At 71.0% G+C, this 26,300-nt stretch carries 27 protein-coding genes; 13 read left to right on the top strand and 14 right to left on the bottom strand.

Going from position 1 to position 26,300, the window contains the following annotated elements:
• Positions 1 to 73: 73 nt before the first annotated feature.
• Positions 74 to 829 (bottom strand): SDR family oxidoreductase, encoded by a 756-nt coding sequence (locus E4099_RS08950; RefSeq protein WP_135338436.1) that lies wholly within the window; start codon positions 827 to 829, stop codon positions 74 to 76.
• An 80-nt stretch (positions 830 to 909) separates the two neighbouring features.
• Between E4099_RS08950 and E4099_RS08945 the strand changes: the two genes are divergently transcribed.
• Together E4099_RS08945 and E4099_RS08940 are read left to right on the top strand one after the other, a co-directional pair.
• Complete coding sequence (locus tag E4099_RS08945) at positions 910 to 1,536, top strand: TetR/AcrR family transcriptional regulator (RefSeq protein WP_135338435.1); 627 nt, start codon at positions 910 to 912, stop codon at positions 1,534 to 1,536.
• Positions 1,537 to 1,946: 410 nt separating this feature from the next.
• Positions 1,947 to 3,446 (top strand): sensor histidine kinase, encoded by a 1,500-nt coding sequence (locus E4099_RS08940; protein ID WP_135338441.1) that lies wholly within the window; start codon positions 1,947 to 1,949, stop codon positions 3,444 to 3,446.
• Positions 3,447 to 3,610: 164 nt separating this feature from the next.
• On the opposite strand, the gene E4099_RS08935 is transcribed toward E4099_RS08940, so the two are convergent.
• Positions 3,611 to 3,868, bottom strand: coding sequence for a WhiB family transcriptional regulator (locus E4099_RS08935; protein ID WP_003953983.1), 258 nt, complete (start codon positions 3,866 to 3,868; stop codon positions 3,611 to 3,613).
• 316 nt (positions 3,869 to 4,184) lie between these two features.
• Positions 4,185 to 5,153: a diacylglycerol/lipid kinase family protein gene (locus tag E4099_RS08930; protein ID WP_135338434.1), complete on the bottom strand. Its 969-nt coding sequence runs from the start codon at positions 5,151 to 5,153 to the stop codon at positions 4,185 to 4,187.
• A gap of 82 nt (positions 5,154 to 5,235) precedes the next feature.
• Here E4099_RS08930 and E4099_RS08925 point away from each other — a divergent pair, with 82 nt between their 5' ends.
• Complete coding sequence (locus tag E4099_RS08925; RefSeq protein ID WP_135338433.1) at positions 5,236 to 5,793, top strand: hypothetical protein; 558 nt, start codon at positions 5,236 to 5,238, stop codon at positions 5,791 to 5,793.
• A gap of 139 nt (positions 5,794 to 5,932) precedes the next feature.
• On the opposite strand, the gene E4099_RS08920 is transcribed toward E4099_RS08925, so the two are convergent.
• The 3 genes from E4099_RS08920 to E4099_RS08910 all read right to left on the bottom strand — a co-directional run bounded on the left by E4099_RS08920 (position 5,933) and on the right by E4099_RS08910 (position 8,028).
• Entirely contained in the window at positions 5,933 to 6,841 is a 909-nt protein-coding gene (locus E4099_RS08920) for an RNA polymerase sigma factor SigF (protein ID WP_386389518.1), read from the bottom strand.
• A gap of 15 nt (positions 6,842 to 6,856) precedes the next feature.
• Complete coding sequence (locus E4099_RS08915; RefSeq protein ID WP_135338432.1) at positions 6,857 to 7,270, bottom strand: ATP-binding protein; 414 nt, start codon at positions 7,268 to 7,270, stop codon at positions 6,857 to 6,859.
• 239 nt (positions 7,271 to 7,509) lie between these two features.
• Complete coding sequence (locus E4099_RS08910) at positions 7,510 to 8,028, bottom strand: GNAT family N-acetyltransferase (RefSeq protein ID WP_135338431.1); 519 nt, start codon at positions 8,026 to 8,028, stop codon at positions 7,510 to 7,512.
• Positions 8,029 to 8,281: 253 nt separating this feature from the next.
• On the opposite strand from E4099_RS08910, the gene E4099_RS08905 reads away from it, so the two are divergent.
• A complete protein-coding gene (locus tag E4099_RS08905) occupies positions 8,282 to 9,877 on the top strand; it encodes a Na+/H+ antiporter (protein WP_135338430.1) in 1,596 nt (531 codons plus the stop codon).
• On the opposite strand, the gene E4099_RS08900 is transcribed toward E4099_RS08905, so the two are convergent.
• Complete coding sequence (locus tag E4099_RS08900; RefSeq protein ID WP_425348253.1) at positions 9,856 to 10,635, bottom strand: 1-aminocyclopropane-1-carboxylate deaminase/D-cysteine desulfhydrase; 780 nt, start codon at positions 10,633 to 10,635, stop codon at positions 9,856 to 9,858. The two genes, E4099_RS08905 and E4099_RS08900, sit on opposite strands and share 22 nt — an antisense overlap.
• A 520-nt stretch (positions 10,636 to 11,155) precedes the next feature.
• Between E4099_RS08900 and E4099_RS08895 the strand changes: the two genes are divergently transcribed.
• From E4099_RS08895 to E4099_RS08870, 6 genes are all read left to right on the top strand, one after another.
• The gene (locus E4099_RS08895; RefSeq protein ID WP_135338439.1) at positions 11,156 to 13,018 is read left to right on the top strand and encodes an ABC transporter ATP-binding protein; all 1,863 of its coding nucleotides are present in this window, start codon (positions 11,156 to 11,158) and stop codon (positions 13,016 to 13,018) included.
• Positions 13,015 to 14,064: an NUDIX hydrolase gene (locus tag E4099_RS08890; protein WP_135338428.1), complete on the top strand. Its 1,050-nt coding sequence runs from the start codon at positions 13,015 to 13,017 to the stop codon at positions 14,062 to 14,064. The genes E4099_RS08895 and E4099_RS08890 overlap by 4 nt, the downstream gene beginning before the upstream one ends.
• Positions 14,061 to 14,411, top strand: a complete 351-nt coding sequence (locus E4099_RS08885; protein WP_135338427.1) for a hypothetical protein — start codon at positions 14,061 to 14,063, stop codon at positions 14,409 to 14,411. Before E4099_RS08890 ends, E4099_RS08885 begins: the two co-directional genes overlap by 4 nt.
• Entirely contained in the window at positions 14,411 to 14,785 is a 375-nt protein-coding gene (locus E4099_RS08880; protein ID WP_135338426.1) for an NUDIX domain-containing protein, read from the top strand. The genes E4099_RS08885 and E4099_RS08880 overlap by 1 nt, the downstream gene beginning before the upstream one ends.
• A gap of 51 nt (positions 14,786 to 14,836) precedes the next feature.
• Positions 14,837 to 15,589, top strand: coding sequence for a class I SAM-dependent methyltransferase (locus tag E4099_RS08875; RefSeq protein WP_245244694.1), 753 nt, complete (start codon positions 14,837 to 14,839; stop codon positions 15,587 to 15,589).
• Between the two features lie 287 nt (positions 15,590 to 15,876).
• Positions 15,877 to 16,443, top strand: a complete 567-nt coding sequence (locus E4099_RS08870) for a cupin domain-containing protein (protein WP_135338425.1) — start codon at positions 15,877 to 15,879, stop codon at positions 16,441 to 16,443.
• Between the two features lie 115 nt (positions 16,444 to 16,558).
• Here the strand turns inward: E4099_RS08870 and E4099_RS08865 are convergent, their stop codons facing one another.
• From E4099_RS08865 to E4099_RS08845, 5 genes are all read right to left on the bottom strand, one after another.
• The gene (locus tag E4099_RS08865; protein ID WP_245244697.1) at positions 16,559 to 17,023 is read right to left on the bottom strand and encodes a GNAT family N-acetyltransferase; all 465 of its coding nucleotides are present in this window, start codon (positions 17,021 to 17,023) and stop codon (positions 16,559 to 16,561) included.
• Positions 17,024 to 17,157: 134 nt separating this feature from the next.
• Positions 17,158 to 18,528, bottom strand: coding sequence for an MFS transporter (locus E4099_RS08860; protein ID WP_135338437.1), 1,371 nt, complete (start codon positions 18,526 to 18,528; stop codon positions 17,158 to 17,160).
• Between the two features lie 224 nt (positions 18,529 to 18,752).
• Positions 18,753 to 19,424: a GntR family transcriptional regulator gene (locus tag E4099_RS08855; protein WP_209446559.1), complete on the bottom strand. Its 672-nt coding sequence runs from the start codon at positions 19,422 to 19,424 to the stop codon at positions 18,753 to 18,755.
• A gap of 266 nt (positions 19,425 to 19,690) precedes the next feature.
• A complete protein-coding gene (locus E4099_RS08850; protein ID WP_135338423.1) occupies positions 19,691 to 20,959 on the bottom strand; it encodes an alpha-hydroxy acid oxidase in 1,269 nt (422 codons plus the stop codon).
• A gap of 392 nt (positions 20,960 to 21,351) precedes the next feature.
• Positions 21,352 to 22,335 carry a helix-turn-helix transcriptional regulator gene (locus E4099_RS08845; protein ID WP_135338422.1) on the bottom strand — a complete coding sequence of 328 codons (984 nt, stop codon included), beginning with the start codon at positions 22,333 to 22,335 and terminating at the stop codon, positions 21,352 to 21,354.
• 285 nt (positions 22,336 to 22,620) lie between these two features.
• Between E4099_RS08845 and E4099_RS08840 the strand changes: the two genes are divergently transcribed.
• Both E4099_RS08840 and E4099_RS08835 read left to right on the top strand, forming a co-directional pair.
• The gene (locus E4099_RS08840) at positions 22,621 to 22,836 is read left to right on the top strand and encodes a hypothetical protein (RefSeq protein ID WP_209446558.1); all 216 of its coding nucleotides are present in this window, start codon (positions 22,621 to 22,623) and stop codon (positions 22,834 to 22,836) included.
• Between the two features lie 112 nt (positions 22,837 to 22,948).
• Positions 22,949 to 24,607 carry an amidohydrolase gene (locus tag E4099_RS08835; RefSeq protein WP_135338421.1) on the top strand — a complete coding sequence of 553 codons (1,659 nt, stop codon included), beginning with the start codon at positions 22,949 to 22,951 and terminating at the stop codon, positions 24,605 to 24,607.
• A 250-nt stretch (positions 24,608 to 24,857) separates the two neighbouring features.
• On the opposite strand, the gene E4099_RS08830 is transcribed toward E4099_RS08835, so the two are convergent.
• Complete coding sequence (locus tag E4099_RS08830) at positions 24,858 to 25,298, bottom strand: hypothetical protein (protein WP_135338420.1); 441 nt, start codon at positions 25,296 to 25,298, stop codon at positions 24,858 to 24,860.
• Between the two features lie 144 nt (positions 25,299 to 25,442).
• On the opposite strand from E4099_RS08830, the gene E4099_RS08825 reads away from it, so the two are divergent.
• Positions 25,443 to 25,631, top strand: a complete 189-nt coding sequence (locus E4099_RS08825) for a hypothetical protein (RefSeq protein WP_245244693.1) — start codon at positions 25,443 to 25,445, stop codon at positions 25,629 to 25,631.
• A 158-nt stretch (positions 25,632 to 25,789) separates the two neighbouring features.
• Here E4099_RS08825 and E4099_RS08820 read toward each other — a convergent pair whose 3' ends face one another.
• Positions 25,790 to 26,254, bottom strand: a complete 465-nt coding sequence (locus E4099_RS08820; protein ID WP_135338419.1) for a universal stress protein — start codon at positions 26,252 to 26,254, stop codon at positions 25,790 to 25,792.
• Positions 26,255 to 26,300: the final 46 nt, after the last annotated feature.

Below are 26,300 nucleotides of genomic sequence, written 5' to 3'. Positions count from 1 at the left end.
CCCCGTCGCCATCCCCCTCCGCCCCGACGGTTCGCCTTCCGCTCCACCGGGATTCGCCCCCGGGGAATCGGGGCTACAGCAGGGCGCCGCCGGTGGCGTCAATCCATTGGCCGGTGACCCAGCGGCTGTCCGGCGAGGCGAGGAAGGCCACCACATCGGATATGTCCTCGGCCCGTGCCACCCGGCCCAGTGGAGACCGCTGGGCGGTGGCGGTCCATGCCTGCTCGTTGTCGCGCAACCAGTCCGCGTTCATATCGGTGTCCGTGGCACCCGGGGCCACCGCGTTGACCGTGATGCCGCGGCTGCCCAGCTCCTTGGCCAGGTGGGTGGTGAACACGTCGATGGCGCCTTTGCTCATCGAATAGGCGGTCAGCTCCGGAATGGCCTGGCCCCGGGTCAGCCCGGTGGAGACATTGATGACCCGCCCGCCGTCACGCAGCCGCCCCAGCCCCTGCTGGGTCACGAAGAACGGCGCCTTGGCGTTGATGGCGAAGAGTCGGTCGAAGTCCTCGGGGGTGATGGTCGAAAGGGGGCCGCGCGGGTCGTTGACCCCGGCGTTGTTGACCAGGATGTCCAGCCCGTCGGCCTGGGCGTCGAAGGCCGCCCAGAGCGTCTCCGTGTCCCCCGGCACGCCCAGCACGGCCTGGATCGCGAAGGCCGTGCCGCCCGCCGCCTCGATCGCCGCGACCGTCTCCTTCGCCGCCGCCTCGTCGCGCCCGTAGTGGACGGCGACCCGCGCGCCATCCCTTGCGAGTCGCTCGGAGATGGCTCGCCCGATCCCCCTGCCGCCACCCGTGACCAGTGCCGTCTTGCCCGTGAGCGCGCCCATGGCTACGCCCCCCCAATTCTTTAGGAGTCGCTACAGAAAGAACGTAACACATTTCCTAGTGACCGCTATAGAATCTGTCCATGGATGCCACGAACGAGCGAGTGGGTGAGCGGGCGACCCGCCGGGGCAGGCCCCGCGCCTTCGATCGCCAGGTCGCGCTCCAGGCCGCGATCATGGAGTTCTGGGATCGCGGATACGAAGCGGTCTCCATCGCCGACCTCACCCGCGCCATGCACATCAAGGCGCCGAGTCTCTACGCCGCCTTCGGGGACAAGAAGACCCTGTTCGAGGAGGCCGTGGAGGCGTACATCAGGGACTTCGGGGGCTTCATCGAGCGGGCGCTGGAGGAGGAGCCCACCGCCCGCCGGGGCATCGCCCGGATGCTGCGCGAGGCGGCGAGCTGGCACACCCTGCCCGGCCATCCGCGCGGCTGCATGGTGCTCACCGCCGCCACCAACTGCACCCCGCAGTCGGCCGACGTCCTGCGCGGCCTCCAGGAGCGGCGCCGGCAGGCGGTGGAGCGGATGGAGCGGGTGATAAGCGCCGACATGGCGCGCGGGGAGCTTCCCCCGGATACCGACGCCCATGTCCTGGCGGTCTACAGCTCGACCGTGCTGCACGGGATGTCCCAGCAGGCCCGGGACGGTGTGGACCGGGAGACGCTGGAGGCGGTGGCCGAGATCGCGATGCGTGCCTGGCCCTCGTGAGCCGTCCGCCCGGCAGTGGCGCCGGGCCGGCCGAGCGGCCGAACGGATGCGGCCGAAGGGGTTGGAGGGGAGACCCGCGGGCCGCGGCGCCAGGGCGGGACCCTCAACCCGCCCGGCACCGCAGCCCGGAGTTGCATCGACCGGTCCAGCCGGCCGATCGGAGGCGCAGGCGCAGTCAGGGCAGAGAGCGCCGTGTGCCTCGATCCGCTCTCCTGTGCGGGGAGAGCGGAGGTCTGATCGTGTACGCGAAGTGCGGGGCCGTGAAGTCTGAGCCTCTGGATATTCTGGACTAGACCACTAGAGCCTGTCCATGCTTTGTCCGTGCCTGCCCACAGTCGGCTCCGTAAAGAGTAAACCCGGCGTCAAGGAGTGATCGCGCCTCGCCGAGTTAGGCTCCCAGTGTGCCCTCCATGAACGACCTGGTCCGCCAGCACACCGCCCTTGACGACTCCGATCTCGAATGGCTGCACCTGCTGGTCTCGGAGTGGCAGTTGCTCTCCGACCTCTCCTTCGCCGACCTGGTGCTGTGGATCCCCACCCGGGACGGCACGCGCTATGTGTCCGTGGCCCAGATGCGGCCCAACACCGGCCCCACCTCGTACCAGAACGACATGGTCGGCCATCTGGTGCCGCGCGGTCGGCGGCCGATGCTGGACTCCGCCCTCGACGAGGGCCGGATCGTCCGGGAGGGCGACCCGGAGTGGCGCGAGGAGGTGCCGGTCCGGGTGGAGTCCATCCCGGTCCGCCGGGAGGGCCGGGTGCTGGGGGTCATCGCGCGGAACACCAATCTGCTCACCGTGCGCACCCCCAGCCGGCTGGAGCTCACCTATCTGCAGAGCGCCTCCGACCTGGCCCAGATGATCGCCGCGGGGGCCTTCCCGTTCCCCGGGCAGCAGGTCGACATGGACGCCTCGCCCCGGGCCGGGGACGGGCTGATCCGGCTGGACGCCGACGGCGCGGTGCAGTACGCCAGCCCGAACGCGCTCTCCGCCTACCACCGGCTGGGGCTGGCCGCCGATCTGGTCGGCCACCACTTGGGCCAGACCACCGCGGAGCTGGCCCCGGCCCGCAAGCCGGTGGACGAGGCACTGGTCAAGCTGGCCAGCGGCTGGGCCCCCCGCGAGTTCGAGGTGGAGGCGAACGAAGGGGTGATCCAGCTGCGGGTGATCCCCCTCAAGCCCAAGGGCGTCCACATCGGGTCGCTGGTGCTGCTGCGCGACGTGACCGAGCTGCGCCGCCGCGAGCGGGAGCTGATCACCAAGGACGCCACCATCCGGGAGATCCACCACCGGGTGAAGAACAACCTCCAGACGGTTGCCGCGCTGCTCCGGCTACAGGCCCGCAGAATGGATTCGCCACAGGGCCGCGAGGCACTCGACGAGGCGGTGCGGCGGGTCGGTTCGATCGCCATCGTCCATGAGACGCTGTCTCAGAATCTGGATGAACGGGTGGAGTTCGACGAGATCGCCGACCGGGTGCTGGCGATGGTGGCGGAGATCTCCCCCGGGCGGGTCGCCGGCCGCCGCGTGGGCCGCTTCGGCATCCTCGACGCGGAGGTGGCGACCCCCCTGTCGATGGTTCTCACCGAGGTCCTGCAAAACGCCCTGGAGCACGGCTTCGGGCCGGGGGAGCAGGGCAGTGTGGAGGTGACCGCGGTACGCAGCGGGGCCGGGGCGGGGCCGCATGCCGAGGGCGGCCAGGCCGAGGGCCGGCTGCTGGTGACCGTGGAGGACGACGGGCGCGGCCTGCCCGAGGGGTTCGACCCGCACCGCGCCGGCAACCTCGGGCTGCAGATCGTACGGACCCTGGTGGAGGGCGAGTTGGGCGGGACCTTCGACATGGTGCCCGCCGAGGGGAAGGGCACCCGGGTGGTACTCGACCTCCCGGTCCGGGCCCCGCAGCAGCGCTGAGCGCCGTGTGGGCCGGGCTGCCGCGCCCGCGCACAGCGCTGAGCCCCGGACCGGTGATCCGGTCCGGGGCTCAAAGCTCACGTATGTGGGGGCACCCCCACTGCGAAGCTCCCGGGGAGCGTCGGGGGTACTGCGCGCTGCGGCTCGGGGGCCGAGGGGCTGGGTCAGGCGCTGGCGTTGCGCGCCCGGTTGCGAGCGGCGCGGCGCTTCATCGCACGGCGCTCGTCCTCGCTGAGGCCACCCCAGACACCGGAGTCCTGGCCGGACTCCAGCGCCCACTGCAGGCACTGCTCCATGACGGGGCAGCGGCGGCAGACGGCCTTGGCTTCCTCGATCTGCAGCAGCGCAGGACCGGTGTTGCCGATGGGGAAGAACAGCTCGGGGTCTTCCTCGCGGCAAACGGCGTTGTGACGCCAGTCCATGGCTGCTCCATCTCCTCGTGTTACAGGTACGTTGCTTGTGAATGTGAACGCTTTCACGAATCCCCCGACACGAGAAGGGCGACGCCCAGTTGGGGACTGGTGCGGTCCCATGGATTGTGGAGGGGGTTCGGGCTCTCAAGGGGGCTTCGTGCGGCCGTCCCGATCGCCACGTAGAGACTCGCAAACCTCGGCGGCGGATACAACCCCTTCCGGAAAGTTTTTTTTGAATCCTTGGTGTCGTCTCGGTCACAGCCGTACTTCCAGGGGGTGGAAGGCAGCCTAAACGTTCGACTAAAAGGACTTTGGCCCCTGTCACTCACACAATCACACGCAGTGCACGGCGAACACCTGTGAACGTCACGCTCGTACGCAGTCCCAGGTGGTCACCGTCCATCTGGAAGGGCAGTGGCGCCTGCGATTGCAAGGTGAACTCCGTCAGGTCGTGCTCGGACACCACATGCTTGCCGCGCGGCCCCCGCTCGGGGGTCGAGGTCAGCAGCTGGGTGCCGTACCGAGCCATCGCCGCGGTCGACAGCTTGGTGAATCCCAGCAGGTCGAGGGCGGTGTCGAAGGAGGCGCGCGGTGACGCGTAGACCGGCCGGTTGCCCAGGTAGGTCCACGGAGAGGTGTTGCAGACTATCGACAGCACCAGGTCCTCGACCGGATCCTGGCCCGGTCGCACCAGGCTGATGGTGCCGTGCCGGCGGTTCGGCTCGTTGACGAACTGGCGCACCGCCTGCCGCAGGTACAGGGCGTGGGTCGACTTTCGGCCACGCTCCCGCTGCTGCTCCACCCGTCCGACCACCCCGGCGTCCAGGCCGAAGCCCGCGCAGAAGGTGAACCAGCGGGCCGGTACCGCCTCGTCCTCGGTGCCGGGTGTGCCGCCCGCCACTCCCAGCCCCACGGTGCGCTCACTGCCCTCGCGCAGCGCGTCCAGCAGGGCGCCGGTGGCCTCCACCACATGGTTCGGCAGGCCCAGGGCGCGGGCGAAGACATTGGTCGAGCCACCGGGCACCACGGCGAGCCGGGGCAGCTCATCCGGGGCCGGGCCGTTGTGCAGCAGTCCGTTGACCACTTCGTTGACGGTGCCGTCCCCGCCGAGCGCGACCACCAGCTCGTACGCGCCGCTCTCGGCGGCCCGGCGGGCCAGGTCGCGGGCGTGCCCGCGGTACTCGGTGGTGGCGACCTCCAGCTTGAGGTCGCTGGCGAGCGCGTGGATCAGCACATCACGCGTCCGTGCACTGGTGGTGGTTGCTGCCGGATTGACCACGAGAAGCGCACGCATACGGAAAAGCCTACCCAGCCGGCGGTACTGCTCCGCCCCCAGGGGCACATCTGTCCGGACCGGTGCGGGCTACCCTTCTGGGGTGAGCAGAGTTGATTCCGCCTCCGCCAAGCAGGCCGCCGCGAAGTCCGCGAAGTCCGCGAAGTCCGCGAAAGCCGCGAAAGCCGCGAAGGCCGCGCGGCGGAGCACGTCAGGCGCGTCGGCCGACTCGGGGCCCGGCGCGGCGGGCGGGTCGACCGCGCCGGACGGGCCCCGTCCCAAGCGGATCACCGCGGCCGCGGCGATCACCGGCCTGGAGGGCCTGGTGCTGTTGGGGATCGGCGTCTACCTGCTGGTGATGGGAGTGGTCGGCGATCCGGACAGCCCGGAGCAGGCCGAGATGCTCGCGGTGACCGTGCTGGTGCTGGCCCTGCTGCCGGTGGCCGCGGCGCGCGGACTGTGGCTGCGCCGGCGGTGGAGCCGCGGACCCGCCATGATCACCCAGCTGATGGGGCTGCCGGTGGCGCTCACGCTGGTGCAGAACGGGGGCGGGCTGATCGCGATCGGCATCGCCATCGCGGTGGCCGCGTTCGGCGTGCTGGGGCTGCTGGTCAACCCCACCGCCACGGAGGCTCTGGGGATCGGCCCGCGCGACGCCTGAACGCCCGTGCGTGGGCGCCGCGCGCGGGTGAGGGTGCCCCTGGTCGGGGCGGGGTGTCGCACGTCCCCGATGACCTCATGGCGCGGGACCTTGCCGGGGGACCCCTGGACGCTGGGACGGGCGCCCAGGGGATGGTGCCCTACTCCTCGACCAGGAGGCGTTCCCGCAGCTGGGCGAGGGTGCGGGCCAGAAGGCGGGAGACATGCATCTGGGAGATGCCGACCTCCTGGGCGATCTGCGACTGGGTCATGTTGCCGAAGAACCGCAGCAGCAGGATCTTCTTCTCCCGCGGCGGGAGGTCCTCCAGCAGCGGCTTGAGCGACTCGCGGTACTCGACGCCCTCCAGCGCCTCGTCCTCCGCCCCCAGGGTGTCCGCCACCGCCGGGGACTCGTCGTCCGTGTCGGGCACGTCCAGCGAGAGGGTGCTGTACGCGTTGGCCGACTCCAGCCCCTCCAGCACCTCCTCCTCGGAGATGCCCAGGTGCTCGGCGAGCTCGTGCACGGTGGGGGCGCGCCCATGGCGCTGGGAGAGCTCCGCGGTGGCGGTGGTCAGCGAGAGCCGCAGCTCCTGGAGCCGGCGCGGCACTCGCACCGCCCAGCCCTTGTCGCGGAAGTGCCGCTTGATCTCGCCGACCACGGTGGGGGTGGCGTACGTGGAGAACTCCACCCCGCGGTCAGGGTCGAACCGGTCCACCGACTTGATCAGGCCGATGGTGGCGACCTGGGTCAGGTCGTCCAGCGGCTCGCCGCGGTTGCGAAAGCGCCGCGCCAGGTGCTCCACCAGCGGCAGGTGCATCCGGACGAGGTTGTTGCGGAGCTCGGCCCGCTCCGGCGAACCGTCCGGCAGCTCCCGCAGCCGCACGAAGAGAGCGCGTGCGCCGCTGCGGTCGTGCGGATCACGCTGGTGCCGCGCTTCCTGCTGGTCCTGATCCATGTGGTCCGCCCGCTCCGGTCGGTCGTCGGCCGCCTCCTGGTCCGCGGGATGCGGCTGGGCCGGCTGCGGCGGGATGCCCGGGGTACGCACTCCCCGTGATGATGCGGTGCTCACGGAGCCCCCTTTCCGTCACGGCTGACCGGGGCCGGCGCCGCGCTTCTTGTGCAGGCTGATGCTGACCGTACGGTCCTCGGCGACCGTCGAGTCGACCTCGCCGGCCAGCGCGGAGAGCACCGTCCAGGCGAAGGTGTCGCGCTCGGGCGCGCGGCCGTCCGTGGTGGGTGCCGAGACGGTCACCCGCAGTGCATCCTCGACCAGGCGGAAGACGCAGCTGAGTACGCTGCCGGGAACGGCCTGTTGCAGCAGGATCGCGCAGGCCTCGTCCACCGCGATGCGCAGATCCTCGATCTCGTCGAGGGTGAAGTCCAAGCGGGCTGCGAGCCCGGCGGTCGCCGTCCGCAGCACCGACAGATAGGCACCCGCAGCGGGCAGCCGGACCTCCACGAAGTCCTGGTTCCCGGGCTCGCCTGCGATCTGGGACACCCTCACCTCCAAGGTGGCAGAGCTGGTTGAGCTGAGCTGATACGGGCGCCGGCCGCGCCCCTTGACAGGGGGAGAACGAACCGGCGCGACACATGGTTCGGCTGCGACGCTACCGCGATCCGCGGCCCGATGTCGCCAGGTCGGTCCACGGCCCCGAGACGGGTGACCTCGGCCGAGGACACGCTGAGTCACTTATGGTAGAGGCATTGATACACACAGTGGCTAGGGGTTGGCTGGTCTCAATTCGAAAGAGGCACCGCACCGTTGGCCGGTTCCCTGGCGGAGTCCGCCTGTGCGGCCAGCGCGCGCAGCGGCTCCCCGGACAGCCGGCGCACCGTCCACTCGTCCATCGCCTCCGCGCCCAGCGCCGTGTAGAAGCCGATCGCCGGTTCGTTCCAGTCCAGTACGGACCACTCGAACCGGGCATAGCCGCGCTCCACGCAGATCCGCGCCAGCTCGGCCAGGAGCGCCCTGCCGTGGCCGCCGCCGCGCGCCTCGGGGCGAACGTACAGGTCCTCCAGGTAGACGCCGTGCGTCCCGGTCCAGGTGGAGAAGTTGCGGAACCACAGGGCGAAGCCCACGGTCTCGCCCGCTTCCTCGGCGATCAGCCCGAAGACGGCCGGATGCGCGCCGAACAGCGCCTCCCGCAACTGCTCCTCGGTGGCCTTGGCGTCTTCCAGGGCGCGCTCGTAGGCGGCGAGCTCGCGGATCAGCGCGTGGATCGCGGGGACATCGGAAGGCTGCGCAGAACGGATCATGCCCCCAGGTTAGGCGTCCCCGGGGGGAGCAGACGCGAGCGGGACGCGCCGGACGGCCCGGCCGCGGCCGGGCCGGTTCACCGACCATCATGATCGGACCTGGCCGGACCTGGACGGACCTGGCCGGATAGGGTCAAGGCCTGTCCAACCCAGCTAAAACCAGTCGAGCCCGGTCGAAGCCAGCCAGATCTGATCGAACATGGCCGGACGCGGCCGGCGCGGGCAGCGAGCGGATCGGAGCGGGCCGGAGCCGATGGACGTATTGCCACTCCTGATGCTGGTCGCGGGCAGCACCGCGGTCGCGGGCGCCGCCCGGCGCACCCCGGTCTCGGCCCCGCTGCTGCTGGTCGCCGCGGGCCTGGCCCTCTCGTACGTACCGGGGATGCCGGACTACACCCTGGACCCGCACATCGTGCTGCCGCTGCTGCTGCCGCCGCTGCTGCACACCGCCGCGCTGGACAGCTCCTATCTCGATCTGCGCGCCAACCTCAGACCGGTGGCGCTGCTCTCGTTCGGCTATGTGCTCTTCGCGACGCTGGCCGTCGGCTGGTTCGCCTATCTGGTGGTGCCCGAGCTGCCGCTGACCGCGGCCCTGGTGCTGGGCGCGGTGGTCGCCCCGCCGGACGCCGTGGCGGCCACCGCGATCGCCCGCCGGGCCGGTCTGCCGGGGCGGATCACCACCGTGCTCCAGGGCGAGTCGCTGGTGAACGACGCCACCGCGATCACCGCCTACAAGGTGGCGCTGGCGGCCGCCGTCGGCGAGGGGGCGACCTGGGGCGGGGCCGCCCGGGAGTTCGCGCTGGCGGCGGTCGGCGGGGTGGGTGTCGGCCTGGTCCTGATGATCCCGCTGCACTGGCTGCGCATCCGGCTGCGCGACCCGCTGCTGCAGAACACGCTGTCGCTGCTGATCCCCTTCGCCGCGTACGCCGCCGCCGAGGAGGTGGGCGCCTCCGGGGTGCTCGCGGTCGTGGTGGTGGGGCTCTACCTGGGCCACCGCTCCTGGCAGGTGGACTTCGCCACCCGGCTGCAGGAGGAGGCGGTGTGGAGGATGGTCGCCTTCGTCCTGGAGGCGGCGGTCTTCGCGCTGATCGGGCTCCAGCTCCCGGTGGTGGCGCGCGGCATGGGCCCGTACGGCGCGGGGTCGGTGGCCTGGTACGCGCTGGCGGTCTTCCTCGCCGTGGTGGTGGCGCGCTTCGTCTGGGTCTACCCGGCCACCTGCCTGCCCCGCCTGCTGTCCGCGCGGATCCGGGAGCGTGAGCCGGACACCGACTGGCGGGCGCCGCTGATCGTCGGCTGGGCCGGAATGCGCGGGGTGGTCTCGCTGGCCATCGCCTTCTCCATCCCGGTGTACAGCCACGGCCACCACTTCCCGGCCCGCGACCTGGTGCTCTTCCTGACCTTCAGCACGGTGATCGCCACCCTGGTGGTGCAGGGCCTGAGCCTGCCCTGGCTGATCCGGCTGCTGGGGTTGCCGGGCCGCGACGTCCGGGCCGCCACGCTGGCCGAGGCGCAGGCCCAGAGCGAGGCCTCGCGGGCCGCCGAGCGGCGGCTGGACGAACTCCTCGCCGACCCGCGCAATGCGCTGCCCCAGGCGCTCGCCGACCGGCTGCGCACCGTGCTGGAGCGGCGCCGCAACGCGGTCTGGGAGCGCCTGGGCGCGGTCAACGCGGAGACCGGGGAGTCGGCGGACGACACCTACCGCAGGCTGTCCCGGGAGATGATCGAAGCCGAACGGCAGGTCTTCGTGGAGCTGCGCGACAGCCGTCGGATCGACGACGAGATGATGCGCGTACTGCTGCGCCGGCTGGACCTGGAGGAGGCGGCGGCCTACCGGGAGGAGGCGGTCTGAGCGGCCGGGCCGAAGTCCCACTCGGTGCCGGTCACGACCGCGGCGACGGTGGTGCCGGGAGCCAGGGCGCCCTCCTCGACCAGCGTGGTCAGTCCATAAAGCATTTTGGCGACATAGATGCGTTCCACCGGCAGCCCGTGCCGTTCGCCGAAGTCCTCGGCGAACGCGTCGAGTTCGGGGGTGCGGCGGGCGTAACCACCGCAGTGGAAGCGCTCCTCGAGCCGCCACTCGCCCCGCCGGCCGCCGAACGCGGCCCGCTGCAGCCGCTCCACCTCGCCGCCCAGGAAGCCGCCGCGCAGCACCGGGAAGCCGAGTGCTCGCCGGCCCGGTCCCAGCCCCGCCGCCAGACCGGCCAGCGTGCCTCCGGTGCCGCAGGCCACCGCCGCCACCGCGCACCGCTCGCGCAGCTCCCGCCCCAGCTCGGCGGCGCCGTGCACGGCCGGCGCGTTGCTGCCGCCCTCGGGCACCACCAGGCAGTCCCCGAAGCGGGCGCGCAGCCCGTCCAGGACCGCGGGCTCGTCCTTGCGGCGGTAGGCGTCCCGGCTGATGAAGTGCAGCCGCATGCCGTCCGCCGCGCAGCGTGCCAGCGAGGGGTTGAGGGGGCGGTCGGCCAGCTCCTCGCCCCGTATGACACCGACGGTGGCGAAGCCCAGCAGCCGTCCGGCCGCGGCGGTGGCGCCGCACGCGTGCGGATCAGCCTCTCCGGGACCCCCACCACCCTCCTCCACGGGTTCAAGCCGCTCACGCGTCACACCGATCGGCCCCCTCCGGGTCACGCACAGACCGACCGCGCAAGCCCCTGATCGGGTGTCGCGGCCCCCCTCTCCACTCGAACGTGTGAGTTCAAACGCGCCCAGCCCCGAGGGGACTGACCTACACACCCATTTCGCGATCACGTTCGAAGAAATCCCCATTCCGAGGCCGTTACGGGCCCGCATCCGCGCCGTTAATAGAGCGCCAGTGCCACTTCGCCGCCCAAACGGAGGACGCTATGCACCCTGCCCCCGCGCCCGTTCATCAGCCTCCCGGAATCGAACAGCGACCCTGGCCGACTCGGCGCGGCGCTGCCGACACCCTGGTCAGCCCGGCACGACGGGGTACGAGGTGGACGGCATGAACGATCCCACCGACACATCAGCCGACAGCGTGCCGGAGCCGCGCATCGCCCCACAGGCGACCCACGTCGCGACACCACCGACCGGGGAGCAGAGCGGGCCGGCCACCGCCCCCGCCGGATCCGATCCCGGCGACGCCTCGGCGGCCGCTCCCGAGTCGCAGATGCGGTACGTCGACCTGACCGGCAGCCGGGAAGCGGCCGGCCGCTCCATCCGGATGAGCGACATGGCCCGGCGCCTGCCGCAGTTGGTGCGCCGCTCGCTGGCGCTCGCCTGGCAGGTAGACCGGCGGGCGACCGTCGGTCTCCTGGTCTGCCAGGTCGTCGCCGGCGTGATGCAGGCCCTGGGCCTGGTGGCCATCGCCGGAACACTGGCTGCTCTGCTGAGGAGCGGAGACGTCTACCACCGCCTCCTTCAGGCCTGGCCGTCGGTGGCCCTGCTGGCCGGCGCCGCGGGGGTGCGCGCGCTCTTGGGGATCACCGTCAGCTGGTTGTCCTCCCGGCTGGGGCCGTTGATGTCCCGTGAGGCCGAGCAGATGCTGCTCACCGGCTGCGCCGAGGTGGAGCTGTGCGCCTACGACGACCCCGACTTCAACCGGGACCGCGAGGCCGCCGACCGCGGCGCGCAGGTCACCGGTGACCTGATCGACGAGGGCCAGGACCTGATCGCCTCGTCCGCTTCCTTCCTCGCCGGGGCGATCGTGCTGGCCGGGGTGCACTGGGTCCTGCTCCCACTCCTGGTGGCGGCCAGCCTGCCGCAGGCCCTGGCCCAGGTCAGTGCCGCCCGGGTCCGGTACCTGGCGAACCTGCGCAGCAACGGTGACCAGCGGATGCTGTCGGTGCTGCGCTGGCACATCTACACCAAGGACGCCGCCGACCAGATCCGCGCCGGCACCATGAGCGCCTTCCTCTCGGGCCGGTACCGGGAGACGGTCGCCCGGATCAACCGCGAGGACCGCGCCGCGGCCGACAAGGGCGCCCGCATGTCCCTGGTCGGCGCGTTGTGCGGCGGGTTGGGGTCCGCGGTGGTCTGGGCGGCGGTGGTATGGCTGCTGGCCACCAACCGCATCAGCGTGGGGCACGCCGGGACGGCGGTCTTCGCTCTGCAGACGGTCGGCCAGTCGGTCCGCGGGCTGGTGGCCGTGGGGGCACGTGCCGTACGCACCGGCCTGTACATGGACGACTGGAGCGGCTTCCTGGACAAGGCGGGCGGCTTCCGCATGCGGCGGGGCTCGCGAGGGGCGGCGGCACCGGAGAGGATCGAGGTCACGTCGGTCACCCACCGCTACGCGGGCAAGGACGGCGATGCGCTGTCCGGGGTGTCGCTCACCTTGCGCCGCGGCGAGGTCACCGCCCTGGTCGGCTTCAACGGCTCAGGTAAGTCGACGCTGTCGAAGCTGGTCAGCGGCCTGTACCTGCCCACGCACGGGCAGGTGTCGTGGGATGGGGTCCCCACCGGCGATATCGACCCGCAGGCATTGTGGCAGCAGGTCGCCCTGGTGCCACAGGACTACGCCCACTGGCCGCTGACCGTGCGCGAGAACGTGAACCTGGGACAGCCCACGGCGCGCGGTGACGCCGCGGTGCGCGAGGCGTGCATGGCGGCCGGCGCCGACGAGGTCGTGGAGAAACTCGGATCCGGCCTGGACACCCTGCTGGCCCGCGAGTGGCTCAACGGAGAGGAACTGAGCGGCGGGCAGTGGCAGCGCATCGCCCTGGCCAGAGCGTTCTTCCGGGACGCCGGGCTGCTGGTCCTCGACGAACCGACCGCGAACCTCGATCCCCGCGCCGAGTTCCACATCTTCGAGCGGCTGCGAGACCTGGCCCGGGACCGGGTGGTGCTGCTGGTGACCCACCGCATCACCAACGTCGCCATCGCCGACCGGATCGTCGTCCTCGACGAAGGCCGGATCGTCCAGGAGGGCAGCTACGCCGAGCTCGCGCACCGGCCGGGCCTGTTCCAGCAGCTGCTGTCCTACCAGGTGACCTCCGAACCGGACGGCGGGAAGAACGGGGCTCGTACATGACCCGCCGCGACGCCCGGCCCGACCTCGGTTCGCCCACCTCCCCGACACTGCGGACCAAGCTCCTTGCCGCCCAGGCTGCGGGGCTGGACGGGCAGCCCGAGCCCGTCAACGTCGCCGCCCTGGTCCACGACGGCCGTGGCCGCTACCTCCTTCACCTGCGGGACCACCGGGAGGGGATCTGGGAACCGTGGACACTGGCCCTGCTCGGCGGCGGCCGGGAACCAGGCGACCCCGATCTGGACGCGGCCCTGCGCCGGGAGCTCGCCGAAGAGGCCCCCGGCCTGGAACCGGCCGAACTGACCCCCTACGCCGTGGAGGAGGCAACGAGCGTCGACGGCCTGGCCGCACCCATCCAGGTCTACGCGGGCCTTTGGACCGGTGACCCGGACACGGTGGAACTCCGCGAAGGAGTCCTGCTGAGGTGGTTCACCCTCGACATGCTCGACCGGCTCCGCCTGACCCCCGGCCTCGGGGACCTGCTCCGCCGCCATGCTGCCGAGCATCCGCCCGCGGGCGGCGTGCCGGACGCCGCTCGCCCGCTGCCCGGCGAGGCACCGGCGGGGACAGCACTCCACATCCTCGGTGTCCACCTCCACCTTGAGGACGAGCACGGCAGGATCCTCCTCGGCCTGCGCCACCCCGCCTCCGCGTTCGCGCCGAACACGTGGCACTTCCTGGCCGGCCACTGCGAGCGAGAAGCCGCGATCGACTGCTTGGTCCGGGAAGCGAGGGAAGAGGCCGGCCTCACCATCGCGCCTGCCGACGTCGAGCTCGTGCACACGATCCATCTCATCGATGCCCCCGGTGCGCGGCCCAGGATCGGACTCGTCTTCCGGGCCCGGTCCTGGACCGGCACCCCGGAAGTCCTGGAGCCCGACCGGTGCACGCAGTGGCGGTGGTGGAAGCCGCAGGACATCCCGGCCGAGGTCGTCCCGTACACCCGCGCCGCCATCGAGGGGATTCGGGCCGGCCGCCCCTACACCGAGTTGGGCTGGGAATCGTCCGACCAACGCCCCGCACCAGACCCGGCCCGGGGTGCTCCATGACCGCCCCACCTGATGCCGCCTCGTCCGCGTCCCCTTGGCGGCACCGCGACGTCTGCCGCTGGCCGACCGGCCAGGCCGCCACCGAGAGCGGCTGCCGACGCAGCATCAAGCGACATGTGATGGAACTGAGTCCGGAACTGCGGGAGCAGCCCGGGAAGTGGAATGTGCCGCAGGCAGTCGAGGAGGACATGGACCCGCAGACGTACTACGACTGTGTGCTGTCCAGCGCACCCGGCCGGAAGGTCGGCGGCTGGGGCCCCACCGACCCCACCCCGCGGCCCTGCCCCGCCTACGGCAGTACTCCGTTTACTCCCCGTCCCACCCCTGGCAACTGGTCGGCGGAGTGATGGACCCGGGCGAGCGCCCCTGGGAGACGGCCAGGCGTGAATGCCAGGAGGAGACCGGGCTCATCCTCCCGGAGCCACCGAGGCTTCTGGCCACCGTGCATGGTCTGCCCGGCGGCGGGTGGCCCTACAGCACGATCGGACTGATCTTCGACGGCGGGCGTCTCACCGCCCAGCAGATCCGTCGCATCACCCTGGACCCGCGGGAGCACGACGAGGTCCGCGTCCTGCCCTTGGACGAGTGGAAGGCACTGATGCGGCGCAGCGACTTCGCACGCCTGAGCGCAGTGGCCACGGCCCGCCGTACTGGTGAGGCCGCGTACTTCGGAGCCTGGGACTGGGAGGACGCCTCATCGACGCCAGCGACATCGTGCTGATGGTGCGCTGCCACGTCTCACGCCCCTGACCACCCCGCCGATGGAGACCTCATGCCGGACATCGACACACACAACCTGGGCGTCTGGACCGCCTACGGCGCCCACCAGATCGCGAGAGGAATCGATCTGCCCGAGCTGGATCCCTGGGTGTGGGAGATCCCGGATACCGGCCCCGGCATCGAGGTCTTCGGGGACGTCTCCGGGCTGCGGGTGCTCGACCTCGGCAGCGGGCTCGGCCGGCACGCCGCCCGCATGGCCGCCTCCGGTGCCCAGGTCACCGCCGTGGACTCCTCCCCTACTCAGCACCAGCGCGCCGCCGCCCGCTACCGGGACACCCCGGGGCTGTGTCTGGTCTGCGCCGACGCCGTGGCCCACCTGCGTGACGCCGGGCCGTACGACCTGGTCTACTCCGTCAGCGGCGTGCCCTTCATGGATCCGTGCCGGGTCCTGCCCGCCCTGGCCAACGGCATCCGGCCCGGGGGGCGTCTGCTCTTCTCCTCGCTGCACACCAACTCCCACGGCACTGGCCCATCCGGCAGGGTGATCGCGCGGCCCGAGATTCTGCGGCTGCCCGGCACCACGCAGGACCACACCGTGCATATGTGGGTGCTCACGCCGCAGTTGTGGGAGGACCTTCTCGGCGAGCACGGCTTCGTCCTGGATTCGGTCACGGCGATCGACGCCCCGCAGCCGGAAAACGCAGTCTCCTACCGGCTGTACGCGGCCCACCGACCGGAACGGGTGCCGAGCCGCCCCGTGCGAGTGCGCCTCCCCCGCCGAACGCCGCTGTCGGGGTCGGCGTGATCGTGCACGCCGGAGGGTGTCCTGCTCGGGCTTCACCGCCGCGGCACCGGGGAACTGGCCGACGGGACCCTGGAGCCAGGCGAGACGTGTGCCGAGGAGGCCGGCCTGGTGGCCGACCGTGTCAACGTATGCCAAGTACCCGCACGGGTCCACCCGGCACCGACACCGACATCAGACGGGGCAACCCCGCGCCGCGCACCCTGCCGAAGCACTCCCGTACGGTTCACTCCAACCCCTACAGCACCACACGAACTCACCTGACAAACCAACAAGCTTGAGGAGTGCCCGTGTCTTTCCTGTCCGACGACTATCCCGAGATCATCTACCCCGGGGACGAGGGCGAGGTCTCCGCCACTCTCCGACGGGCCGACACCCCGCCGGACTACACGGCGCCCAATGGGAACACCTTCCACTACCTGTCCACCCGGCTGACCACGGACGGCCTCTTCGGCCTCTACCAGAACCGCATGGGACCGGCCGTCGGTGGGACCAGCCCGCACTTCCACAAGACCATGTCCGAGGCGTTCTACGTCCTCTCCGGGGAGATCCATGTCTTCGACGGCGAGCGCTGGTTCGATGCCACGCGAGGCGACTACATCTACATCCCGCCGGGCGGTGTGCACTCGTTCGGGAACATCTCCGGCGAACCGGCCGAGTTCCTGATGCTGTTCGCTCCCGGCGGGGCTCGCGAGGGCTATTTCGAGGGCCTGGAACACCTGGCGGGCATGACCGACGAGCAACGGGCCGACTTCTTCCTCCGCCATGACAGCTTCTTCGCCGACATGACCAAGGGCCCGGCGGCTGACTCCTGGGAAGACAGGGCCGCACTCCGCAAGTCCTTCAAGACCCGCTGAGACTCTGGTACAAGGACCAGGGCAGCGTGAACCGCCGCTATGTCATCCGGCGGCACCGCCTGCCGACGGCCGGCGTCTACGCGCCGTCGTCGGCAGGACGAACGCCGCCTGAGGCTCAGTCGAGTCTCTTGCGCATCTTCACCGAGGTCGTCTCGTAGCCGAGCGACTCGTACAGGCCACGCGCACCGGTGTTGAACCCGAAGACGCTGAGCCCCAGAGTATGGGCGCCCCGCGCCCGGGCGTACTCCTCGCCGAGGAGCATGGCCATCCGCCCCAGGCCCCGTCCCCGCTTGTCGGCGTCGATCACGATGTCCCAGATCCACCAGGCGCCGGCGTCGTCGCTCGTGTCCGGTCCGATCCAGAGGTAGCCGACGGCTACCCCGGCATGGTCGACCACGTCGAAGACCGCGTGCGCCGCGGCAGGTATTCCGGCCGGAAAGGCGCGGGCCATGCTCTCGTCCGCCTGCCGGTGGGCGTCCTCGGACGTGTGCCCCAAAGCGACGAGATCCTTGGCGTACTCGGCTCGACTGCGTTCCAGCCAGGCAGGGAAGTCTCGGGTATCGAGCGGACGGAGGGTCACCGGCACCGGCCCGGGCTTCCCCGCCGCCGATGCCTGCGCGGTGTACCCCTGCTCAGACGCCACGGCACATCACCAACAGGGCAGACGTTGACTGACACCACATGAGAGCTCCCCACTGACATGGTCTACCGGGCCTATGTCTCGTCGATCGGTTGAGCGCGGGCAGCGGTCACGCCGTGCTCTGGGGCGTGTCGCCGACCTGGTTCCGCTGCCCGCGTCCTGCCCGCCAGGCAGGACGCGACAGCGGCCGGCAGTGCCAGCAGCGCGAACGTCCAGGCAAACGGCGTGAGTTGGCCAGTGGCTGCCGACACCCCGCTGAACAGCGCCGACGCCAGGGCCAGGACCACTGTCTGACCGAGATTCTGTGACGTCTGCATCGCGCCGCTCGCATAGCCCTGCCCGGCGACCGGGGCGTGTGTGAGGGACAACAGGGTCAGCGATGGCGCCGCCAGCCCCATGCCGACCGCGGCCAGGACCATCGAGGACACCGCCGCGGCGGCGGGCACCGCGGGCAGGGTGCACAGTGCGGCCAGTGCGACCGCGCCGACCATGACGCCGGCGCCGATGGCGACGAGCCGGTGCCGGGGCACGCGGTCCTGCAGGCGCCCCTGCAACCATGACGCCCCGGCCCAGGCGAGCGCGGCCCCGGTGAACGCAAGTCCCGTCACCACGCCGGGCACCCGGCGCGCCGTACTGAGCATCAGCGGTACGAACGCCTCGAGCGTGAAGTACGCGCCCGAGGTCAGCGCCCGCAGCAGCACCGTGGCGGGCAGCCCGTGCCCGGCCCGCCAGGTGCGAGGTGGCAGCAGGCGCGGGGCGAAGATCACGAGCAAGGCCAGGCCGAGCACCGTGCACAGCAGGTGCCGTACGTCCCAGGCGGAGACGCCGTACTGAGTGAGCGCCGCCGCCGCGCTCACCGCCATCGCGGCGGGCAGGGCAGGCCGCCGCACCGGCCCCTCGCCGCCCTGGGCCTCCTGCGGGACTCCGTCTCGCACCCCCCGCCCGCGCAGCAGGAGCACCGCGGCGACCGCCGGGAGGAGAGTGAGGCCGGCGAGGCCGAAGAACACCATCCTCCAGGACCACCAGGCAGCCACGAGTCCGGCCAGTGGCGGACCGGCGAGGGACGGCACGATCCAGCAGGCGCTCATCAGGGCCAGGGCACGGGCACGCAGGTGATCCGGGTAGGACTGGCCGATGGCCGCGTTGACGGACACCGCCACCAGTCCCGCCGCGATGCCGTCCGCGAAACGCCCGAGAGCCAGCTGCCAGATGGTGGTGCTCGTCGCGGAGACTAGAAGCGTCACGACCGTGAGGATCACCCCGGCCGTCAGCGGCCGCCGGGCGCCCGCACGGTCCGCCCACGCCCCGCCGATCACCCCGCCGAGCAGACTGGCGGCGACGAAGGCTCCCGCCACCAAGGGATACAGAACGACCCCGTCGAGGTCCCTCGCGGCCACCGGCAGCAGGGGCATCACCGCCAGCGCGGCGAACCCCGTCAGGAACATCACTGCCGCGAAACTGGCAGTGACGGCCAGATACGTACTGGAGAACAGCCCGGTCGCGGGAGTGGGCGCGGTGGGTGCGGGGCGGCGGCGGGTCACGGGCAGCAAGGTATGCGCGCTTCTCCGGCCAGGACCAGTGGTTTTGATCTCCGCCGGTTCGGTTTCGGACGCCCCCAGCGGACGCGCGCCCCCGAGGAGGGGAAGTGTCCCGTGGCCGGGCGATCACCTCACGGGATGTGGACCGGCACCCCGCGCCGCCGACGCAGGGCGAGGTGCATGGCGGCGCGTCCACCGAGTTCCAGATCGTCCTCAAGGGCTCGGAGCGCGACCTCGCCGCCCACTCGGAGTTGGGTGAGGAGATGCCGATGCATCATCGCCAGCCGCGGAGCCGAGAAATCCGCCCGGATCGTCGCGAGCATGCAGTTGAGCTCGTTCTGGCAGGCCCGGTGCGCCGCCACCAGTCGTGCGTTGCCCCCCGCCTCCACGATCTTCGTGTGCACCGCGCTGTGCGCTTCGACCGCATGGCGCCACGACGTCTCGGCGGTGAGGGATTCGAGCCGGCCGACCGCCTCGTCGACCTCCGAGAAGTCCGAGCCGTGGGTGAGCGCCAGTCTCAGGGCGCCCAGTTCCAGGACCGACCGGTACGAGCACATGTCGTCGATGCGTTCGGCCGTCACCGCGGGGACGACGATTCCCTTGTTGCGCTGGTGTTCCAGAAGGCCCTCGGCGACCAGGGTCTGCAGGCCGGCCCTCACCGAGTGCCGGCCGCACCGGAAACGAGCGCTCAGTGATTCCTCGGTGAGCCGGGTGCCGGGTTCGAAGGCACCCTCCAGGAGGTCATTGCGCAGCGCGTGCGCGATGCCGGCCGGCGTACTGCTCGCCTCGACTCCATCACGCAATTCGTCACGCAATTCGTCACTCGATTCGTCACTCGATTCGGCAGAGGATCTCACGGCGACCATGGATCCTATTCTCTCGCCCGCCGCGCGGGGCAGCTCTCGGGTCGCGTGACCGGGACCTCGGGGCGCCGAGGCCGAGAGCACCGACCCGCCGTTCCTCCCAGCGCGCGGATCCGCCGGCCGTGCCGCGGCGCCACCGGCGAACCGCCGACGTGCCGGTGGGCCGCACGCGTCCGGAAGACGCCAGAGACCTGGACTCCCCACCGTCACGGGCGATGGGCCGACCTCAGCGAGGCATGCTGGGCGCAGATCTCGTCGGTGCTCGCCACACCGAGGAGCCGCATGGTCCGTACGTACTCGGTGTCGAAGATCTCGATCGCCCGCTCGACGCCCTGCTCTCCCGCTGCCATCAGGCCGTAGAGGTACGGTCTGCCGACCATCGCCGCGGAGGCGCCCAACGCTCGCGCGACGAGGAGGTCGGCACCGGTTCGCACACCGGTGTCGATGAGGATCTCGCAGTCGTGCCCCACGGCGTCCACCACGCGGGGCAGCAGTTCGAGCGGGGTCGGTGCCCGGTCGAGTTGCCGCCCGCCATGGTTCGACAGCACGATCGCATCCACGCCGAGGTCGGCCACCATCCTGGCGTCCTCGATGCTCTGCACTCCTTTGACGACCAGCTTTCCGGTCCAGCGCTCCCTGAGCCACCGCAGATCCTCGGTGGTGACCGAGGGGTCGAACATCTCGCCGACCAGCTCCGCGACCGTGCCGTCGAAGCTGCTCAAGGTGGCGAACCGCAAGGGCTCGGTGGTCAGGATGTTCATCCACCAGGCGGGCCGCATCGCCATACCGGCGAGGGTGCGCGGCGTCAGGGCGGGCGGGATGGTGAGCCCGTTCCGGATGTCCCGCATCCGTGCCCCGCTCACCGGCGTGTCAACGGTCAGGACCAGGGCCTCGTACCGGGCCTTCGCCGCTCGTTCGAGGAGCGCCTCGCTCGCCTCGCGGTTCTTCCAGAGATAGAGCTGGAACCACTGACGTGCCGTCGGCGCACAGGCGCGAACGCTTTCGAGGTCGGTGGTGCCCATGGTCGACAGCACGTACGGGATGCCGGCCCGCGCCGCCGCCCTGGCGACGGCGATCTCGCCCTCGTGGTGCATCATGCGGGTGAACCCGGTAGGCGCCAGCACCAGCGGGAGGGCCGTCCGCGCGCCGAGGACGTCGGTGGACGCATCGACCCGTGAGACGTCGCGCAGCACCCTCGGATGGAGTTCGACGCTCTCGAACGCGTTGCGCGCCCTGTGCATGCCGATCTCCTGCTCCGCCGCCCCGTCAACGTAGTCGAAGACCGACCCAGGAGTGCGGCGCCGGGCGATGGTTCGCAGGTCGGCGATGGTGTGAGCGCGTGCGAGGCGGCGCTCGCGGGCGTCGAACCGGGGTCGTCGGAACGTGATCAGTGGCCGGAGTTCCGAGGGCCGGGGTAGCCGGCGCTTCGGCCTCTCCCTGGGCAGATGCTCGGGCTCGGGGTTGAACGTGGTCATGCGCATACTCCTCATCGCCGGAGCGGAAGGACTCGCGGGGCGGCGCCCATACGATTGATACACAATTTCGGGTGGGGCTTATGGGTACACCATCAGAGATTGCCGGAGGATCACTCGGTGTGTGCCGTAGCCGTCCACAGGTCGCGCGGCGGGACAGCGCCGCGTCGACCGCCGCATGCCTGTGGGCCGTTGCTGGTCGGGCCGGCGCGCCTGTTCGGCTCGCTCTCCCTTTCTCAACCAAGCATGAGATGGCCATCAAGGCAAGGATTGTTACACAATTTCGATGACGCTTCCTCGGGCACATGACGCCTGGGGGCGAGGGGACCGCCCAGCCCATCCCTCGTCGCGTCAGGACCCCGACCACTCCAGTGGTGGCGGTCTCGTGGCCGCCGTCAGCGATGCGCGGCGCACAGGGCGCCAAGGGTGTCGAGCTCGTACTCGAAGGCGATGCGGGCCAGTGCCGTGCGATTGGGGCAGCCGAGTTTGATGAGCGAGGACTCGATGTGGCTTCGGACGGTGCGGACGGCGATGCCCAGCGCCCGGGAGATTCGTTCGTTGGGCCACCCGCGGGCGACCAGGCCGATGACATCGAGTTCGCGGCCGGTGAGGGGGCCGAGGGCAGGGGCCCGGCCGATCCGGACGAGGACCGCGTCCGGTCGGCGCACCGTGCGGACACGCCACCAGGTGCCGTCGGCGGCACGGTGGTGAAATCCGATGCGGTCGCCCGTACCGCCGACGGCGGACCGCACGGCCAGACGCAGCTCGGCACGGGTGAGCGGCACGCGACCCAGGTCTCCGGCCCTGACCTCGACCAGGTCCCGGGTGATGTGCAGGACCACCTCGGCCGCGTCGTCATCACCCTCGGCCCCGGGGTCGAGGAGTCCGGCGAGATCGTGCGCCAGCATGGTCAACGCGAGACACGACTCGTCGTCGAGCGGTGTGGCGCGCGTCGAACTCATCGCGACGAAACCCGGAACCCCCTTTCCGGCGGTGGGCTGCCCCAGCGGCAGGGTCAGTCCCTCGTGGAAGTCGTTGGGCGCCAGCACGTCCCGGTACGTCCGGGACTCGCGGTAGTCGAACGGTACGTCCACGAAGCGCAGAGGAGTGCCCCGGCGCAGGGCGAGCCGATGGACCGGGCAGGTGCGGCTGTATGTCGTCGTGATGTAGGCCAGGGTCTCCGCCGAATAGCCGAGGTTGACGACGGCGGCGGGCGTGCTGCCACCGGCGTGCGGGGATCCGCAGGCGATCAGCGCGACACAGTCGAAACCGAGCCTGTCGCGCACGGCGCGCAGGGGAACCTCGACGGGCAGGTCACCGCGGCCGGCCGCACGGATCTCTCCGGCGAGGCGAACCCACCACTGTACGTCCGTGGCCATTCGGAACCTCCGATATCGGACGGATTCTGACGGCGGTGCCGCGGCGGCGTCAAGACCGACTGCCGTGTTGTAGAGCAATCTTGGCCCTCGAGCGAAGCCGGGTTCGGCACGGTTGTAGCCCTGTTCGGGGCACCCGCCTGCCCCGCGTCCGCTGCCGGAGGCATCTCCGGAGGGCGGGGGGATCGGCTTTTCGGCCGAGGTGCGGCACCTCGCATGCTCGTAGCTTTCCGATGACCGGGCCGGCCCACGCGCCGCGTCCGCGTCACGGCAGAAAAAGAGGTCTTGATGAACATCGACGAGTACGCCGCCCTCGACGCCACCGCCCGCGCCGCGGTCATCGCGTCCGAAGAGGCCCAGTCCGCGCGGGGTCTGCCCATCGGCGTCCAGCTGGCCGGTCCGGTCTGTTCGGAGGCGGTGCTGCTGCGGGTCGCCGGCCAGTTGGAGGACGCGATGCCGTGGGCCGATCGGCGGCCCGCCGTCCATGCGGCCACCCTCAGATAGGTCTCCGGTCACCGGGCCGCAGCAGGGGAACGACGAATCGACCACAGCGCCTCCACTCACATGAGCGGGCGACGAGGATCCCGACGCCCTGTCGGGTAGTGCGAAGGAAGCCATGAGGAAGACTCCCGATCTGATCGTTGTCAACGCCGCGGTCTTCACCGGCGATGCGGCAGGAACCACGGCCGAGGCGTTCGCCGTCACCGACGGCGAGTTCACCGCTGTCGGACGCTCCGATGAGATCGCGGCGCTGGCCGGCCCGGAAACGGCCGTCATCGACGCGGACGGCAGGATGCTCATGCCGGGAATCTGCGACGTCCACCTCCATCTCGGGCTCGGCGGGGCGTCGGTGGCCTGGGACCTCCAGGTTTCACCGCACCACGGTCCCGACGAGATCTGCGAAGCGGTCGAAGCACGGGCGGCGGAGCTGGGTCCCGGCGAATGGATCGCCGGCGGGGTCGTCGGTTCGACGACGATGGAGCAGCTCGCGAACGTCGAGGCACTCGCCAGGCTCGACAGGGCATCCGGCGGGCACCCCGTGCTATTCAAGGACGACACGCAGCACAACAGGTGGGTCAACAGTGCCGCGCTGAGGGCCATGGGGGTCACGGACGACTCACCCGATCCCGAAGGCGGTACGTACGTCCGGGACGAGGCGGGCCGCCTCACCGGTGTCCTGTGGGAACAGGCGTCCCGGGTGGCGGAGGAGGCGTTCGCCGCGAGCATCGAGGACCCCGAGGCACGGAACCGCGTCACCTTCGCGGCGGCCGCGGAGGTCTGCAACCGGTTCGGGATCACCACCGCCTGCGACGCCGCGACCATGGAGCCCGCGCTGCGCACGCTCTCGACGCTGGAGGCCGAGGGCGAACTCACCCTCCGGGTCGTCGCGTCCACGGTGGCGCGACCGCTACTGGCGGAACCCGGAATCACCGGCGCGGAACTGCTCGCGGCGTCCGAACGGTTCGGATCCGAGCTGCTCCACGTGGGGTTCGTCAAGGTGTTCCTCGACGGCGTTCCCATGACCCGGACCGCCGCGATGCTGGACCCCTATCTTCCGCACGGGTGTTCCGCCCACGGACCGAGCTCCGGGGAATGCCTGTACGACCTGGACGGGCTCGTCGCCGAACTCGAGACAGCGGTCCGCGCGGGGCGCGGGGTGAAGATCCACGCGGCCGGGGACGCGTCCATGCGGATGGCCCTGGACGCGATCGCGGTCATGCGCCGGCGGCACGGATCGCGGCCGGTCTTCCACCTCGCGCACCCCCTCTTCATCGCCCCGGCCGACGTGCCGAGGTTCGACGAGCTGGGCATCGTCGCGGACGCGTCGCCCTATCTGTGGTACCCGAGCATCATCCAGGACAGTCTGGCGAGCTGCGTGTCGGCCGAGGTCATCGAGAGGTCCTGGCCGCTCGCGGACCTCCTGGCCTCCGGGGCCAACGTCTCGGCCGGCTCCGACTGGCCCGCCGGGGCTCCCCTTCCGCACACCTGGACCGGGATCGAGACGATGGTCACCCGGGAAGCGCCGGGCGGGAGCGAGGAGACGATCAATCCCGCACAGCGGCTCACTCTCCGGGAGGCGCTGGTCAGCTTCACCCGACGCCCGGCCGAGGCGATGGGTCTCGGTGAGCGCGTCGGCAGCATCGAGGTGGGGAAGTCCGCGGACTTCCTCGTCCTCTCGCAGAACCTGTTCGACATCGACGTCCACCGGATCCACCAGACGAAGGTGCTGGCGACCTATCTGCGCGGCTTGCGGGTCCACGAAGCGCACTCCTGACCGCTCCCGGGCCGCCACCACCGCCCGCCCGACCGATCCACACCCCCGGTGCGGAACCTCAAGACCGGCGAGACCCTGCGCGAAGCCTCGTCACGATCACCGATTCCCGACGCCGGCCACCCCGGTCGGCGATCCCGCCGACCGTCTGGGCATGGACTGGGATCGCTCCAACCGGTGGGCTGACCAGGTGACTCGTCTCGTGCCGTAGTCGCCGCCGCGGGCCTCCTGCCGTGCAGATCGGATACGTCGATCAGACAAGGTCCGGGTCGTTGAGATCGAGTACCAGCACGTTCCGCCAGTCGTTGGTGAAGACGGCGGTCGCGCCCTCGACTTGCACGCGCACGAACGGGTTGGAGTGGAAAGAGGTGGCGACCCAGCGCAGGGAGCGGTCGGCGTTGAGGCGGGCCAGGTAGCCGATGTTGCCCATGCCACCGCCGCCGGCTGACAGCCACCCTGATCCGTCCGGCAGCAGGCTCTCGACGTTGGTGTCGAATGCGTTGACGCCACCCGCCTCGACGGCCCGGACCACGTCGAGCGGGCCACCGAGCCGGAAGGGAATCGGCTGCCCGGCATCCGGGTGGAAGGCCCCCGGACCATCCGCGTACAGCACCCGGCCGGTGTCGTCCGGCCGGTAGAGCCCGTCGTGGAAGGGCATCTTCCCCGCCGCCCACAGCCGTTCGATCAGTCCCACTGTTCCGTCCCCTCCCTGTCCCGTGGCAGCGCACCCCACGTGCTCCGTCCAGACCCAGCCGAGTCGCTCGACGACAACCCTCAGGTCCTGCCCGTTCCAGTGCGCCCGACCGGCGCGCTCATCAGTCGTTCCACAGCGGCGCCCATGTCCCCATCACTCATCATGGCCCCGTGCTACCGGTCGTCGATGATGGCCGCGCCGGAGACTGGCCGCACCTCCTGGAGCGCGGTGCTGGACGCGATCCGCCTTGAGCCCGGCGCCGACGTCGCCGTGGTGACCGCAATCCAGATCCGTGAGGTCGTCGAACGTCTCGCCGCCGTCGGCCAGTGGTAGCCGGGCGTCCCCGACGTCCTGGGCCTGCCGGACACCGGATACGACGCCCCTGCTCGCAGACGTCAGAGGAGACGACACCGGTGGGAGGGATCGTCGAGCTAGCCACTCAGGGGGCACGCTCAGTGGGCCGCAACTGGGGACGTACGCCGTCTCGCTGTTCAGGCTCCCTGGCCGGAACCGCGGACCACGACGACGGGGCACGGGGCGTGCTGCACGCAGTGCTGGCCGACCGACCCCAGCAGCGCCTCGCCGAATCCGCCGTGTCCCCGGTTGCCCACGACGAGCAGGTGTGCTCCCTCGGCGGCGTCGAGCAGCACAGCGGCCGGGTGCCCCTGCGCCGGGACAGGGCGGAGCTCGACGGGCCGGCCCCGCCCGGGGCCGAGGGTCTCCTCGATCACCTGGTCCAGAGCGTCGCGTGCCTGCTTCTGGTAGTCAGCCGGATCGGTCACCATGGGCGGGGCCAAGCCGAACCAGGCGGTCGGGAAGTCCCAGGCCATGATCGCGTCGACCACGCCACCCGTCAGCTTGGCCTGGTCGACCGCCCATCGCAGGGCCGCCTTCGACGGTTCGGAGCCGTCGACCCCTACCACGATCCGCGATACCGACTTCGCTTCGTCACTCATCACGCACCTGCCTGGTCGCGCTGGGTACCCCCTACCCACCATCCCC

This window comes from Streptomyces palmae, from assembly GCF_004684805.1.
GTDB classification, from domain to species: Bacteria; Actinomycetota; Actinomycetes; order Streptomycetales; family Streptomycetaceae; genus Streptomyces; species Streptomyces palmae.
Note: the sequence above shows the minus strand (reverse complement) of the source record. Positions and strands in the feature narration are given on the sequence as shown.